This window comes from Paenibacillus sp. sgz302164, from assembly GCF_056120505.1.
In genome coordinates this window covers 112,722-126,804 of the sequence record NZ_JBVYOL010000010.1, presented here as the reverse complement: position 1 = coordinate 126,804, position 14,083 = coordinate 112,722, and the positions used below count along the sequence as shown (strand labels likewise).

15 protein-coding genes and 1 riboswitch are annotated in these 14,083 nt (G+C 49.3%); all 15 genes read left to right on the top strand.

Features of this window, described 5'->3' with window-relative positions:
* Positions 1-8 precede the first annotated feature (8 nt).
* The 15 genes from galU to AC0LWT_RS18025 all read left to right on the top strand — a co-directional run bounded on the left by galU (position 9) and on the right by AC0LWT_RS18025 (position 13,546).
* Entirely contained in the window at positions 9-893 is an 885-nt protein-coding gene (gene galU, locus AC0LWT_RS18095; RefSeq protein WP_474682810.1) for a UTP--glucose-1-phosphate uridylyltransferase GalU, read from the top strand.
* 28 nt (positions 894-921) lie between these two features.
* Complete coding sequence (locus AC0LWT_RS18090) at positions 922-2,091, top strand: glycosyltransferase family 4 protein (RefSeq protein ID WP_474682660.1); 1,170 nt, start codon at positions 922-924, stop codon at positions 2,089-2,091.
* The gene (locus tag AC0LWT_RS18085; RefSeq protein WP_474682659.1) at positions 2,054-3,121 is read left to right on the top strand and encodes a glycosyltransferase; all 1,068 of its coding nucleotides are present in this window, start codon (positions 2,054-2,056) and stop codon (positions 3,119-3,121) included. Before AC0LWT_RS18090 ends, AC0LWT_RS18085 begins: the two co-directional genes overlap by 38 nt.
* A gap of 10 nt (positions 3,122-3,131) precedes the next feature.
* Positions 3,132-4,235, top strand: coding sequence for a glycosyltransferase family 1 protein (locus AC0LWT_RS18080; protein ID WP_474682658.1), 1,104 nt, complete (start codon positions 3,132-3,134; stop codon positions 4,233-4,235).
* A 21-nt stretch (positions 4,236-4,256) separates the two neighbouring features.
* Entirely contained in the window at positions 4,257-5,147 is an 891-nt protein-coding gene (locus tag AC0LWT_RS18075) for a glycosyltransferase family 2 protein (protein ID WP_474682657.1), read from the top strand.
* Positions 5,148-5,190: 43 nt separating this feature from the next.
* Complete coding sequence (locus AC0LWT_RS18070) at positions 5,191-6,258, top strand: EpsG family protein (protein WP_474682656.1); 1,068 nt, start codon at positions 5,191-5,193, stop codon at positions 6,256-6,258.
* A gap of 36 nt (positions 6,259-6,294) precedes the next feature.
* A complete protein-coding gene (locus AC0LWT_RS18065; protein ID WP_474682655.1) occupies positions 6,295-6,891 on the top strand; it encodes a sugar transferase in 597 nt (198 codons plus the stop codon).
* 17 nt (positions 6,892-6,908) lie between these two features.
* The gene (locus AC0LWT_RS18060) at positions 6,909-7,556 is read left to right on the top strand and encodes an acetyltransferase (protein WP_474682809.1); all 648 of its coding nucleotides are present in this window, start codon (positions 6,909-6,911) and stop codon (positions 7,554-7,556) included.
* Positions 7,549-8,397 carry a metallophosphoesterase gene (locus tag AC0LWT_RS18055; RefSeq protein ID WP_474682654.1) on the top strand — a complete coding sequence of 283 codons (849 nt, stop codon included), beginning with the start codon at positions 7,549-7,551 and terminating at the stop codon, positions 8,395-8,397. The genes AC0LWT_RS18060 and AC0LWT_RS18055 overlap by 8 nt, the downstream gene beginning before the upstream one ends.
* A 74-nt stretch (positions 8,398-8,471) precedes the next feature.
* Positions 8,472-9,596 (top strand): DegT/DnrJ/EryC1/StrS family aminotransferase, encoded by a 1,125-nt coding sequence (locus tag AC0LWT_RS18050; protein ID WP_474682808.1) that lies wholly within the window; start codon positions 8,472-8,474, stop codon positions 9,594-9,596.
* Between the two features lie 39 nt (positions 9,597-9,635).
* Entirely contained in the window at positions 9,636-9,971 is a 336-nt protein-coding gene (locus AC0LWT_RS18045) for a helix-turn-helix domain-containing protein (RefSeq protein ID WP_474682653.1), read from the top strand.
* 256 nt (positions 9,972-10,227) lie between these two features.
* Positions 10,228-10,563, top strand: coding sequence for a helix-turn-helix domain-containing protein (locus tag AC0LWT_RS18040; protein ID WP_474682652.1), 336 nt, complete (start codon positions 10,228-10,230; stop codon positions 10,561-10,563).
* A 183-nt stretch (positions 10,564-10,746) separates the two neighbouring features.
* Positions 10,747-10,830, top strand: a riboswitch (cyclic di-GMP riboswitch).
* Positions 10,831-10,883: 53 nt separating this feature from the next.
* On the top strand, positions 10,884-11,099 hold the full coding sequence (locus tag AC0LWT_RS18035; protein WP_474682651.1) for an anti-repressor SinI family protein: 216 nt from the start codon (positions 10,884-10,886) through the stop codon (positions 11,097-11,099).
* Between the two features lie 157 nt (positions 11,100-11,256).
* Positions 11,257-12,270 carry a UDP-glucose 4-epimerase GalE gene (gene galE / locus AC0LWT_RS18030; protein ID WP_474682650.1) on the top strand — a complete coding sequence of 338 codons (1,014 nt, stop codon included), beginning with the start codon at positions 11,257-11,259 and terminating at the stop codon, positions 12,268-12,270.
* Positions 12,271-12,481: 211 nt separating this feature from the next.
* On the top strand, positions 12,482-13,546 hold the full coding sequence (locus AC0LWT_RS18025; RefSeq protein ID WP_474682649.1) for a hypothetical protein: 1,065 nt from the start codon (positions 12,482-12,484) through the stop codon (positions 13,544-13,546).
* Positions 13,547-14,083: the final 537 nt, after the last annotated feature.

Here is a 14,083-nt window from a genome sequence, read left to right as displayed (position 1 = left end):
TCACAGTCATAATGAAGGTAAGAAAAGCGATCATTCCTGCAGCCGGGTTAGGCACAAGGTTTCTGCCTGCGACCAAGGCAATGCCCAAAGAAATGCTGCCTATCGTAGATAAGCCGACGATTCAATACATTATCGAAGAAGCAGTGGAGTCGGGGATCGAAGATATTATCATCGTAACGGGCAAAGGCAAGAGAGCTATTGAGGATCACTTCGATAACTCTTTTGAATTGGAGCAAAATTTATTGGAAAAGAAGAAATACGAATTGCTCAGCGAGGTTCAAAAATCCTCCAATATGGTAGATGTTCATTATATCCGCCAGAAGGAGCCGAAAGGTCTCGGGCATGCTATCTGGTGTGCGCGTAAATTCATAGGCAATGAGCCGTTTGCCGTACTGCTCGGAGACGACATCGTCTCTGCGGAAAAGCCCTGCCTTTTGCAGATGATCGAACAATATGACCGCTATCACGGTTCCATCATCGGGGTCAAGCACGTGAGGGATGAAGAAGTCTCCAGATATGGAATTGTAGACGGGAAAGCGATGGACGAACGGATATACAACGTCAGCAACTTGGTTGAGAAACCGCAGGCGGGATCAGCGCCATCCAATCTGGCGATTATGGGACGCTATATTTTAAGTCCGCGGATTTTTGAGGTTTTGGGAAATCAGGGGCCGGGGGCCGGCGGTGAAATCCAGCTTACCGATGCCATTGCGCAGTTGAACCGGCATGAAGCGGTTTTCGCCTATGAGTTCGAAGGGATTCGGTATGATGTGGGCGAGAAATTAGGCTTTATTCAAACGACCATCGAATTCGCCTTGCAGCGGGAAGATTTGCGAAGCCATTTGCTGGATTACCTTACTCAAGTTATGGACAAAGAAGCAGCGCGCAACTAATTTTATGGACTGTGAACGGATGGGGACAATGGCTGGAAAAGTATTGTTTGTTGCGACTGTGGATTATCATTTCAAGGCGTTCCATTTGCCGCACATGAAATGGTTTCAGGAGCAAGGCTGGGAGGTGCACGTTGCCGCACACGGGAACATGGAGCTTCCGCATGTGGATCGGAAGTACGATCTTCCCATTCACCGCTCTCCGTTCCGGAGGCAGAACTTGAAGGCTTACCGCGAGCTCAAGGCTATCATCGATAATCAAAAATACGACATCGTACATTGCCACACTCCTGTAGGAGGCGTGCTTGCCCGCCTGGCTGCAAGTGCCGCCAGAAGGAATATCGGCACGAATGTGCTGTACACGGCGCACGGCTTTCATTTTTGCAAAGGAGCGCCTCTCCTCAACTGGCTGATCTATTACCCGATCGAAAAGATGCTCGCAAAAGTGACCGATTGCTTGATTACGATCAATGGAGAAGATTATACATTGGCGGTGGACCATCGCTTTAAGGCCAAGCGAATAGAGCATGTTCATGGCGTAGGCGTGAACACGGAGCGGTTTAAACCGGCGGCAGAAGAGAAGAAGCGGGAAATGAGGCTGGAACTGGGCTATCGCCCGGATGACTTCCTGATGTTTTATGCAGCAGAGTTTAATAAAAATAAGAACCAGCAGCTCCTCATACAAGCGTTAGGAGCTATCAAGGACGAAGCGCCTAACATGAACCTGCTGCTCGCCGGAGTAGGGCCGCTGCAGGAAGCATGCCGGGAGCTTGCCGCAAAGCTGGGGATATCGGACAGAGTCGTATTTCTTGGCTATCGGGAAGATATCGATCGGATTTTGCCGGTGTGCGATATAGCTGTCGCCTCCAGCATTCGCGAGGGCTTGCCTGTGAATATTATGGAAGCCATGGCGTGCGGGTTGCCCGTTGTCGCCAGTCACAACAGAGGCCATGCCGAACTTGTTCAAGAATCGGTGAACGGTCACGTGGTGCCGCATGAAAACTTCGGACTGATGGCTAAACGGCTGTTGGAGCTCTGGAGATCGAAGGACCGGCGGAATCAAATGCAGGCTGAAAGTTTGCTCCGGGTGCAGCAATACTCGCTTTCGCAAGTCGGATCGGAGTTAAGCGAAATATATGCCCGGTACATGTTGGGGGATTCAGATGTTTCCAAAAGTCAGTATCATCGTGCCTATATATAATGTGGAGAATTATTTGAGCCGGTGTCTCGATAGCCTGCTTGCCCAGACCTTGTCGGATATAGAGATCATAGCTGTAAACGACGGTTCGACGGACGGAAGCGGGGCTATCCTTAGCGAATACGCAAGCAAGGACAGCAGGATTGTGGTCATTGAGAAGCTGAACGGAGGGGTCTCCGCTGCGCGAAATGACGGCATTCTGGCATCTGCGGGAGATTACATCGGATTTGTAGACCCGGATGACTGGGCGGATACCGATATGTACGAGCGGATGTATACGACCGCAATCGACGAAAAAGCGGATATTGTCATGTGCGGCTACATGCGGGAGTTCGGTACGCATGCCAAAGTGAAGGAGTTCCAACTTCCCGAGAAGGTATGTTACCGCAATGAAGACGTTCAAGCGAAAGTAATGAGACGTCTGGTCGGTCCGCTGTCCGAAGAAGTGGCAAGTCCGGAGCTGCTGGACGCCTGGGGCACCGTCTGGTCAAAGCTGTACCGGAGCGAGCTTATCAAGGATCGGCAGCTGCGGTTCGTTGACCTGAGTCTGATCGGCACGAACGAGGATTCTCTTTTTAATATACACGCCTTCTATTACGCTCAGTCATTTGTATTTCTGAACAAACCTTACTACCACTACTGGCGCGATAATGCCGGTTCATTGACAACGGGGTATAAACCGGATTTGCACCATAAATGGTTTGCTCTCTACGGGATGATCGAAAGTTTGCTGATCGAGAAGAAACTGAATGCGGATTTTCATGCTGCGCTGAACAACCGGATTTGTTTAAACACCCTGGGGCTCGGTCTGAATACGATCAGCAAAGGCAATAAGGCCTCAGTATGGCGGAAGATGCGCATGCTTCGCCTCATCGTCAACGACGAGCGGGTCAAGCGTTCCTTTCGGCAATTGGAGATGAAGCATTTTTCAGCTGTCTGGAGAGTGTTTTATGGTTGTGCGAAATATGGTATTACACCTGCATACTACTTCATGCTTGTAGCCATAGAACAGCTTAGAAAGATGGTTAGATAGGAGCGAATATATGGAACCGATACGTGTATTGCAGGTAGTGACCCATATGAACCGCGGCGGATTGGAAACGATGCTGATGAATTATTATCGGCAAATGGACCGAAGCAGCATACAATTTGATTTTATGGTGCACCGGTCTTCGGAAGGGCATTACGATCAAGAAATTGAGAGCCTTGGGGGCAAAATCTTTCGGATGCCGCAAATCAGGCCAGGCAATTACCGGCTTTATTTTAGCGTGCTGGATCATTTCTTTGCGGAGCATCCCGAATATCGGGTCGTGCACTCGCACATTAACGAGAACAGCAGCTTCGTGCTTCGGGCGGCCAATAAGGCCGGAATTCCTTGCCGAATCGCCCATAGCCATTTAAGCGATCTTGGCATCGATTTGAAGCTCCCTTTCCGTTTGTATGCCAGATATGCGATGAAAGATCACCCCAGCCAATATTTTGCATGCTCGCGCAAAGCCGGTGAGTGGTTGTTCGGAGAGAAGTCGGCCCCCAAAGTTACAGTTCTCAATAATGCGGTGAACGTGGCGGACTTTAAATACGATGAAGAGGCCCGCAAGCAGGTAAGAGCCGAACTGGGCATTGGAGAACAGTTGGTCTTGGGCCACATTGGAAGATTCAATAAACAAAAGAATCACAGCTTTCTCATTGACGTGTTCAAAGCCGTTCATAAAAAGCGCCCGGATGCGCTGCTGTTATTGGTAGGCGACGGTGATTTGCGGGCTTCGATCGAAAATAAAGTGGAGCAGTCGGGTTTATCGGGCAGCGTTCGATTTTTGGGTGTGCGAAGCGATATTCCAAAATTGATGCAAGGCATGGATTTGTTTCTGTTTCCATCCTTGTTCGAAGGACTACCCGTCGTCCTGGTGGAAGCGCAGGCTGCCGGATTGCACTGCGTGGTGTCGGATGCCATCACCAAAGAAACCGATGTGACCGGCCGCGTCCGCTTTGTAAGCCTGCAAGAATCGACGGATACCTGGGCGCAGCGGATTCTCGACTCCTCCTATGAACATGCGGATACCTCGGAGCAATTAAGCGCGAACGGTTATGACACCCAAACGATGTCAAAATGGCTGGCAGACTATTATTTGCAATATAAGAGCATGTAACGTTCCGGAGGTTTAATTATCGTGGTTCCCACTTTAACCGTGTTCACACCTACGTATAACCGAGCCTATACACTCCATCTTTGTTACGCCAGTTTAGCGAGACAGACGAGCAAAGATTTTATATGGCTCATCATCGATGATGGCTCTCAGGATAACACCAAGGAGCTCGTCCGTTCCTGGATTTCCGAGGGCATCGTTAACATCCGCTATCATTATCAAAATAATTTGGGGATGCATGGCGCACATAATGCCGCTTACGAACTAATCGAAACAGAGCTTAATGTTTGTATTGATTCAGATGATTATATGTCAGATAATGCAGTGGAGAGTATTATTTCCTTTTGGAAAGAACACGGAAGCGAGCAATACGCCGGAATTGTCGGATTGGATGCGACGCCGGACGGAGCGATCATCGGAACCCCGATGCCCGAACGGCTGAAGGCTTCGACGCTTACCGATTTGTATGCGAAGCACAAGGTTCGAGGAGATAAGAAGCTGGTGTACCGGACCGAGCTCACCCGGAAATGCCCGCCGTATCCGATTTTTCCGGGCGAGAAATACTGTCCGCTGAGCTACAAATATGTTCTCATCGATCAAGAGTGCCCGTTGCTGGTCATGAATGAAATTCTATGTCATGTAGAATATTTGGCCGACGGCTCCAGTTTGAATATGCTCAAACAATATGTGAGAAATCCCCGGGGCTTTTCATTTTTCAGAAAAGTCGCCATGCAATACGCCACTTCCTATAAGGAGAGATTCAGAGAGGCGGTACATTATGTATCCAGCAATCTGATGATCCGCAACCGCAAATATTTGTTGGAATCGCCTTGCAAGTGGACGACGTTATTGGCGACGCCGCTGGGCGTAATGCTCTATGTATATATTCAAAACAAGAATAGGACGCTTGCATAAAAATGCGGCAACGTTTTGCTTGCATCATGAGAGGGATCGCGGAATGACGATATTTTGGATTACTTTATGCAGTGTGTATATGATTTCATTATTGGCCAGATTCGTCGCTAAACCGATCCCGACAGGTCCGGTCTATATTAGGCCGAACAGGATGCTTGTTTTCATCGTTATCGCCATTATAGTTCTCGTTTCCGGTCTCAGAAACAATATCGGCGACACGGTTTTCTATATGTACTCTTACCGCACCAATCACTTCAATTTGTACAGCGCCTTGTTTAGCGCGGATTTCGGGTTTAATTTATTTCAGATGCTGCTGCAGCAAATATCGCTTGATCCGCAGCTCCTGATCTTCGTAGTAGCCTTATTAACAAATGTATGTATTCTGATTGTTCTATATAAATATGCGAGATTGTTTGAACTGAGTGTCTTTCTATACATTACAAGCGGAATGTTCCTGGTTTCCATGAACGGCATCAGGCAGTTTCTTGCAGCTGCCCTGCTCTTTGCGGCAACCAAATATATATTGGACGGAAATTGGAAAAAGTATATGGCCGTCGTTCTTTTGGCGGCGACTATTCATCAATCCGCGCTTATTCTCGTGCCCATTTATTTTATTGTCAGGCGAAAAGCGTGGACGTACCAAACTTACATATTCCTGGCGATAGCGGTCATATTCGTGCTTGGCTTCGGCCAATTTTCACAAGCTCTGTTCACGGTGATCCAGGATACGAAATACAGCGAATACCAAAATCTCGAAACGCATGGCGCCAATTTTTTGCGGGTTGTTGTGACGGCTGCGCCGCTGGTCCTTGCTTTTATCGGAAGAGATAAGCTGAGGAGCATTTTTCCGCAAAGCGATATCATCGTCAATATGTGCTTGCTGAATGTTGTCGTTATGCTTATCGCGACGCAGCAGTGGATATTTGCGAGATTCAGCATCTATTTCGGCTTGTACAGTCTTATTCTGATCCCTTGGGTCGTGAAGGTGTTCGTCACGAGACATCAGAAATTTATTTATTATCTGATCATGGTTTTTTATTTCCTTTACTACTATTACGAGAGCGTCATCAGCCTGAATATTTATTATGGCAGCAAATACTTGTACTTGTAATATGATGTGCCGCTCAGAAGCAAAGGAGTTGATAAGATGAAAAGGCTGTTCGATTTATTGGTTTCCTTCACGATGCTTTTGCTGCTGTCTCCATTGATCGCCGTATTGTTTGTCCTGGTCAGAAACAAATTAGGTACGCCGGTTCTATTTAAGCAGGAGCGTCCCGGTTTACACGGCAAGCCGTTTTACTTATATAAATTTCGTTCTATGACGGATGCGCGAGACAGCGAAGGGAACTTGCTGCCCGATGCAGTGAGGCTAACCCATTTCGGCAAAATTTTGCGAAAATTTAGTCTGGATGAATTGCCGCAGCTGGTCAACGTGATCAAAGGCGATTTGAGCCTGGTCGGCCCAAGGCCGTTGTTGATGGACTATTTGCCGCTCTATACCGAGGAACAGGCCAAACGGCATTTGGTCAGGCCGGGGATCACGGGCTGGGCTCAGGTTAACGGCAGGAATGCGATTTCATGGGAAGACAAATTCAAGCTGGATGTATGGTACGTAGAGAATCGAAGCTTTGCCCTGGATTTGAAAATCATGATGTTAACTTTCTATAAAGTGTTTAAATCCGAAGGAGTCAGTCAAGATAATCATGTCACCATGGAGAAATTCAGGGGGACGAAGCTCTCTTAGCGAAGGGTGTGGTTGAGCTGGACATCGCAGTGGTCGGTGCGGGAGGGCACGGCAAAGTTATTCGCGATATGATACTTGCGAGAGAGGGCTATACCATAAGAGCCTTCCTTGATGATAAATATGATGATTTATCGCTGCAAGACGGCGTGTTCAAAGGTCCTGTCTCTGCAGCGCAGCAGGTGATGGGCAAACTGGAAGAACTGAAGTTCATTATCGCTATCGGAAATAATAGAATTAGACAAGCGGTTGTTTCGCGACTGAATGTAGCGGATGCATATTACCTGACCCTTGTCCATAAGACAGCGGTGATCAGCCCGAGCGCTCAAATCGGCCAAGGAACGGTAGTTATGGCGAATGCGGTTATTCAGGCCGATGCTGTAATCGGACGCCATGCCATCATCAATACGGCTGCTGTCATCGAGCATGACAACCGCATCGGGGATTATGCTCATATTGCACCCGGCGCAACATTGACCGGCGATGTGAAGGTAGCGGAAGGGGCTATGATAGGCGCGGGAGCAACCGTCATTCCGGGAATGACGGTCGGGGAATGGTCCGTGATTGGGGCAGGCGCTACTGTCATTCGTCCGGTACCGCCGCACAGCACCGCCGTGGGAACTCCCGCGAAGGTGATCAGCAAGATGCCGGAGCCCGCACATGACTGAGCCAAAGAAGATATCCCGGCGAAGTTTTTTGAAAAAAGCGGGATTGATTTTGCTCGGATCAGGCGTAGTGGGAACCGCGGATGCCATCGGGGAGCGATTCTGGTATCAGATACGCAAGGTGGATCTCAAGATCGGCAAGCTGCCCGAAGCCTTCAAGGGTTGGAAAATCGTTCAATTCAGCGATACGCATTTCGGCTTTCATTACGATGGCGAATCGTTCCGCCGGGTCGTGCGGATGATCAACGATTTACAGCCTGACATTCTGTTTTTTACAGGTGATTTATTGGATCGTGGGTGGCTGGAAACGCCGTCGCCGTCGGTGCTGCCCTTGCTCCAGGAACTGCGCGCGCCGCGCGGCGGAAAGTGGGCTGTCCTCGGGAACCACGATTATGCAGCGAGGGATCAAGCCGTTCAGATGCTGCAAAACTCGAATTTTCGCGTGTTGATCAATGCGCACGGCTATATCGAAGAAAATGGGCAGCGCTTATGTATCGCAGGTGTGGATGAATATATGTTCGGCCACTTCGATATCGAGAAGACGCTGCAAGGGAAGTCGGAACAAGATTGCGTTTTGCTGCTGGCACATGAGCCTGATCTTGCGGATATTTGTTCCGGTTTCGGTGTGAACGCCCAATTCTCGGGACACTCGCATGGCGGCCAAATTCGCAAGCCGTTCTCCAAGCCATTTTTTACCCCGGAACTTGGACAAAAATATGTAGACGGATTGTACGCCATTGGAGACAGGCGGATGCCTTTATACGTGAACCGCGGGATCGGCACCAGCTTTTTACCGATCCGCATGTTTTGCAGACCGGAAATTACTATATTTCATATATCTTAATTCAACATTCTGGAAGGAAAGGTGCGTTGCAAGTGACATCGGAGAAAAAAAGAATCTATTTATCGGCTCCGCATATGAGCGGCCAGGAACAAACATACATAGCCCAAGCCTTCGAAACGAACTGGATTGCTCCGCTAGGACCGCATGTCGATGCTTTTGAGAGCGAGCTTGCCGCCTATGTCGGAATGAACGGCGCAGCTGCCGTAAGCTCTGGAACAGCGGCCATTCATCTTGCTTTGCGGTTGCTGGGCGTGGAGCAGGGCGACAAAGTGTTTTGCTCGAGCTTGACATTCGTAGCCAGCGCCAACCCGATTGTTTACCAGGGGGCCGTGCCCGTCTTTATCGATTCGGAGCCTGAGACCTGGAACATGTCGCCTGATGCATTGGAACGCGCGTTAGCGGATGCGGACCGTGAGGGAGAGCTGCCCAAGGCCATTATCGTGGTGAATTTATACGGACAAAGCGCGAAAATGGACGAGATCCTTGCATTATGCAATCGATACGATATTCCCGTGATCGAAGACGCAGCGGAGTCGCTAGGATCAACGTATAAAGGGCAAGCGAGCGGATCTTTCGGCAAGTACGGCATCTATTCCTTTAACGGGAACAAAATTATTACGACGTCCGGCGGAGGCATGCTTGTTTCCAATGATCTGGATGATTTGCAAAAAGCGCGTTTCTTGGCCACTCAAGCCAGGGATGCGGCCGCGCATTACCAGCATTCGGAGCTTGGCTTTAATTATCGCATGAGCAACGTATTGGCAGGGATTGGGCGCGCGCAATTGGGCGTACTGGATGAGCGGGTGAGTGCTCGAAGAGCCATTTTCGAAAAGTACCGGCAGGGCCTATCCGGCATCCCGGGCATACAATTTATGCCTGAATTGGAGAACACAAGGTCGAACCGATGGCTTACCGTGATCACCCTGGATGAGGAACAACATGGCGTAAGCGTCAAATCCATACTCGAAGCAATGACAGCAGAAAACATCGAAGCCCGTCCGGTTTGGAAACCGCTTCATCTGCAGCCTCTTTTTGGGGGAGCGGAATATTACCGGCATGCGGAGAACGAAAGTGTTTCCGAGAAATTGTTTAACACCGGCTTATGCTTGCCATCAGGATCCGGGATGATGGAAGAGGAGCAGACGAGAGTTATCGATTGCATGAAAAGCACATTACGGCACAAAGCGGCTGTCAGATAGCATGGAATATATTACATCGTTAAAAAAAGGAAGATCTTGATGATAGGAACTCGAGTACAGCAGCTTCGCAAGGAAAAGGGATTGTCTCTGTCCGAGCTGGCAGAGCGGGCCGGCGTGGCCAAATCATATATAAGCAATTTGGAACGTGATGTTCAAAAGAACCCGTCGATACAATTTCTCGAGAAAATCGCCTCCGTTCTGAAGGTGCCTGTAGACAGGTTTCTTGATCAAGAAGCTCCGGAAACGAATGTCGCAGAACTGGATCAGGAATGGTATCAGCTTATTAAAGAAGCTATGTCATCCGGTATTAACAAGCACCAGTTTAAAGAATTCCTTGAGTTTAACAAATGGCGTTTGACGAACCCCGGCGAGTGAACGGCGGCGCTGAGAGTCCGGCGGGCGAAGTTTGTTTTGTGCAACCCGCCGGACACCGGGGGTAGGCCTTCGAAATGCATCTCCTTAAATGGCAAATAGAAGTTTAACCGCTTTTATTTCTCCATTTTTGTGCAGATGCATTTTTTCTTTTCTGAAAATTGTATGCGGTTGGAAAATATAGCGATAGTCTGGGCAGGGGTACTTTGCTATAATATGCGTAAACATGGTGAATAAAGCAAAAAGGAAGATGATAAGTGTGATTGGTAAAAGGATTCAAAGATTACGGCTGGAAAAAAAACTCAGCTTATCTGAGCTTGCTGCCAAGGCTGAAGTCGCCAAATCTTATTTAAGCAATATGGAAAGAGATATTCAGAAAAATCCGTCCATTCAATTTTTGGAAAAAATTGCGGTTGCGCTTGACGTGCCGCTCGACTTGATCCTGCACGGAGAACAGCCGAAAGTGCAAGAAGAACTGGACAGCCAGTGGCAGGATTTGGTCAAAGAGGCGATGGATTCGGGAGTAACGAAGGAGCAGTTTCGCGAATTTTTGGAATTCAGCAAATGGAAGAAAAACCAGGAAAACAACAAGTGAGCATCCTACTAATTACTTATCTATTGCGGATACATTAGTATCATTTTCCTAAAAAATAATGACCTAGCAGTTTTTTTTCAAATTTTTTGGTGGAATTTAGGAGAAGGTCGTTGTATAATAGGCTTAGGTTGATGAGAAATGTTTCAGTCTTAGGCCTTGAGATCTATTCCGCAATTGGATAATTAATTATGGGAATACTTTGATACATGCGCCGTATGTGGGCACCTGGAGCATGTGGAGTTAGTGGTGCAACCGACCCAATCTATTAAACCGTTAATAGATGGTTTTTTGCAAACAAACTTCACATTGGAGGTAATAGTATGTCTAAAGTATTTGTGCAATTGGGTATGGAACGCAATCCCTTGGATTCAGACTGGGTAGAAATGATTCGCGAGGCTCGCAGCTTGGGGTTAACAATTGGTGAAGTGCAAGCTTATTTAGGGTCATTCGCACAGTTGGACAGAGGGTTAACCAAATATACGAACATCAACGCCGGGGCTGCCAATAATGACCTGTCCGGCAAAGTCGTTGTGTAATCATGCATTTGTTACCGGAGCGCACTGATCCTTTTCCTTGAGAAGGGTGGGGCGTTTTTTTGGTATTTGCTAAAATGGCATAAATCCATTAAGTTGGAAAAAGGCTGCATGCAGATGCGCCGGCGCAATGAAATCGTAAATTGGAGGAACGGAAATCATGTCCATTCTAGTAACTGGCGGAGCAGGTTATATTGGCAGCCATACCTGTGTCGAACTGCTTGACAAGGGTTATGAGATCGTCGTTGTCGACAATCTGATGAACAGCAAGCCGGAGGCGCTTGAGCGGGTCCGTGAGCTGACGGGGAAGGATTTTGCATTTTATCAATTGGATTTGCTCGACTTTGCGGGGCTGGAACAGGTGTTTCGCGAGCATTCGATCGAAGCGGTGATCCATTTTGCAGGGTTAAAGGCAGTGGGGGAATCGGTCTCTTTTCCTTTATCTTACTACCACAACAATATTACCGGCACATTAATTCTGTGCAATGTCATGCAAAAATACGATGTCCGCAAATTGGTGTTCAGCTCTTCGGCAACTGTCTACGGGGTGCCTGAGCAGGTGCCGATTCATGAACATTTTCCGCTCGACGCGACGAATCCATACGGTCAAACAAAGCTTATGATCGAGCGGATTTTGCAGGACTTGTACATCTCGGATCACAGCTGGAGCATATCGCTGCTGCGGTATTTTAATCCGGTCGGAGCGCACCCCAGCGGACGAATCGGGGAAGATCCGAACGGCGTGCCGAACAATCTGATGCCGTATGTGAGCCAAGTGGCTATCGGCAAACTGGAAAAGCTGCGGGTATACGGGAACGATTATCCGACCGTAGACGGAACCGGAGTCAGGGATTATATTCACGTCAGCGATCTGGCCAAAGGGCATTTAAAAGCATTGGAACAACTGCTGTCCAGGAGCGGGATCGAAGCGTATAATCTCGGTACCGGCCGGGGTTACAGCGTGCTTGAAATGGTCGAAGCCTTTCAAAAAGCTTCCGGAAAAGTAATATCGTACAGCATCGAGGAGCGCAGGCCGGGGGATGTGGCTACGTGCTATGCGGACACAACGAAAGCGCGCGAGCAATTAGGCTGGGTTGCCGAGAAAGGCGTTGAAGACATGTGCGCAGACGCCTGGCGCTGGCAATTCAACAACCCTAACGGATATGAAAAATAAACAGGCTGGTGTTGTTCCCTGACAGCAGCCGGACTTTGCCAAACTGCAGACAACTGCAGTTTTTTTGCGTTTCATGCGACGGCAGCCGGACTCAGGAAACCCTCAGGCAACGCTCATGGTTTATTAAGTCGGCGCTCAGGGGGGATTCAGGAAAGGGGCCTATACTTGGTCTTGTAAACAACAAAAACATTCGAAAAGGTGGAATAACAATATGAAAACTATTAGCAAAAAAATTCTCGCAGGTACGATTGCAGCATCTTTTGTTCTTGGAACAGGTTTTGTCGGAGCGCTACATAATCAGGCGTATGCCGGTACAGTGAGCGGCTCGACCGTTCAAAAATCGGACGGCTTCAAAGACCGCGGCGGCCGCCAAGGAGGTTTCTACGGAGGCAGCATCGTCAAGGAAGCGGCAGCTGTGCTGGGCGTAGACGAGAGCACGCTTCAGGCGTCGCTGAAAGAAGGCAAGACGCTGCTTGAAGTCGCGCAAGCGGCCGGCTTGACGGAGGACGATTTCCTGGCGAAGCTGGTTGCCGCCGAAACGACGGCGATCAACGAGAAGGTGACGGCCGGCAAGCTGACGCAAGAGCAGGCCGACAAGCTGATAACGGATCTTTCGACTCGTTTGAAACAGCAAATTGAGAACAAAGGCTTCGGCAACAAAGGCGAAGGATTCCGCGGCGGTGAGCAGGGCGGACGCGGCGGCTTCCAAGGCGGCAAGCTCGACGAAACGGCGGCAACCGTGCTGGGCGTAGACGTGAGCACGATCCAGGCATCGCTGAAAGAAGGCAAGACGCTACTGGAAATCGCGCAAGCGGCCGGCTTGACGGAGAATGATTTCCTGGCCAAGCTGACTGACGCTCAGAAAACGGCAATCGCTGCCCAAGTTACGGCAGGCACGATCACGCAAGCGGAAGCGGACAAAATCACCGCGGATCTTGCGACCCGCCTGAAACAGCATATCGAGAACGCAAGACCTGAAGGCGGACAAGAAAACGGAGGCGAGGGTCATCGTGGCGGCGGCTTCGGCGGCGGTTTCCTGGGGAACTCCGAGGCGCTGACGACGATTCTGGGCATCACGCAGGATGAGCTGAAAACCGAGCTGGATTCCGGCAAGACGATCGTTGAAATTGCAGCGGCCAAAGGAATTAGCGAAGACGACCTGATCAGCAAACTCAAAGACAGCTTGACCGATACGCTGAAAAAATTCGTTGAAGACAAGCACCAAAAACCGGAAGCGCCTGCCGCAGACGCAACGGACAGCACTTCCACGAACTAACATAGCGGAAAAAGGGGCTGCCCCTTTGCCTCGAAATATCACCTGAAGAAAGGACCTCATTCTCCACTTGATAGTGGAATTTGAGGTCCTTTTGCTCGATTTTTGGGCCGTTCCCATACTATGCGCACGCTTTTGGGGCAGCCTCTTTTTTCGCCGCGCGCAGTTTCCAGTGCGCGGTGTTACGCTGCATGACGGCGGTGGGTCGGCTGCATGTTGAGTTCGGGGAATGGAGGCACGGCCTCCTACTTCCCTCTCGTGCCCCCCTTGCTTGCCTGCCTCTCGCTTGCAAAGCCTGCAGATTTGCAGGAACAGTTCCGAGGCAAATACATCAAGGAGCATAAAGGTGTATTTTTCAGGCTGCTCAGAAATCTGCACGCCAGAGCCAGTCGCAAACTCGCCTGGCTGCACCAAGAAAACCTGCAAAAATACATGAATTTGCGCCCTTGATCGCTAGCTGCGAAGAATTCCTGCAATTGTGCAGGCTTTTCACCGAAAACATGGGCTCAGATTCACTTTCAGCAAAAATTCCTGCACTTT

Coding starts and splice junctions, on each gene's coding strand:
- AC0LWT_RS18090 (WP_474682660.1), top strand. CDS start 922: ATGGCTGGAAAAGTATTGTTTGTTGCGACTGTGGATTATCATTTCAAG.
- AC0LWT_RS18085 (WP_474682659.1), top strand. CDS start 2,054: ATGTTTCCAAAAGTCAGTATCATCGTGCCTATATATAATGTGGAGAAT.
- AC0LWT_RS18080 (WP_474682658.1), top strand. CDS start 3,132: ATGGAACCGATACGTGTATTGCAGGTAGTGACCCATATGAACCGCGGC.
- AC0LWT_RS18070 (WP_474682656.1), top strand. CDS start 5,191: ATGACGATATTTTGGATTACTTTATGCAGTGTGTATATGATTTCATTA.
- AC0LWT_RS18065 (WP_474682655.1), top strand. CDS start 6,295: ATGAAAAGGCTGTTCGATTTATTGGTTTCCTTCACGATGCTTTTGCTG.
- AC0LWT_RS18055 (WP_474682654.1), top strand. CDS start 7,549: ATGACTGAGCCAAAGAAGATATCCCGGCGAAGTTTTTTGAAAAAAGCG.
- AC0LWT_RS18050 (WP_474682808.1), top strand. CDS start 8,472: ATGAGCGGCCAGGAACAAACATACATAGCCCAAGCCTTCGAAACGAAC.
- AC0LWT_RS18045 (WP_474682653.1), top strand. CDS start 9,636: ATGATAGGAACTCGAGTACAGCAGCTTCGCAAGGAAAAGGGATTGTCT.
- AC0LWT_RS18035 (WP_474682651.1), top strand. CDS start 10,884: ATGTCTAAAGTATTTGTGCAATTGGGTATGGAACGCAATCCCTTGGAT.
- galE (WP_474682650.1), top strand. CDS start 11,257: ATGTCCATTCTAGTAACTGGCGGAGCAGGTTATATTGGCAGCCATACC.
- AC0LWT_RS18025 (WP_474682649.1), top strand. CDS start 12,482: ATGAAAACTATTAGCAAAAAAATTCTCGCAGGTACGATTGCAGCATCT.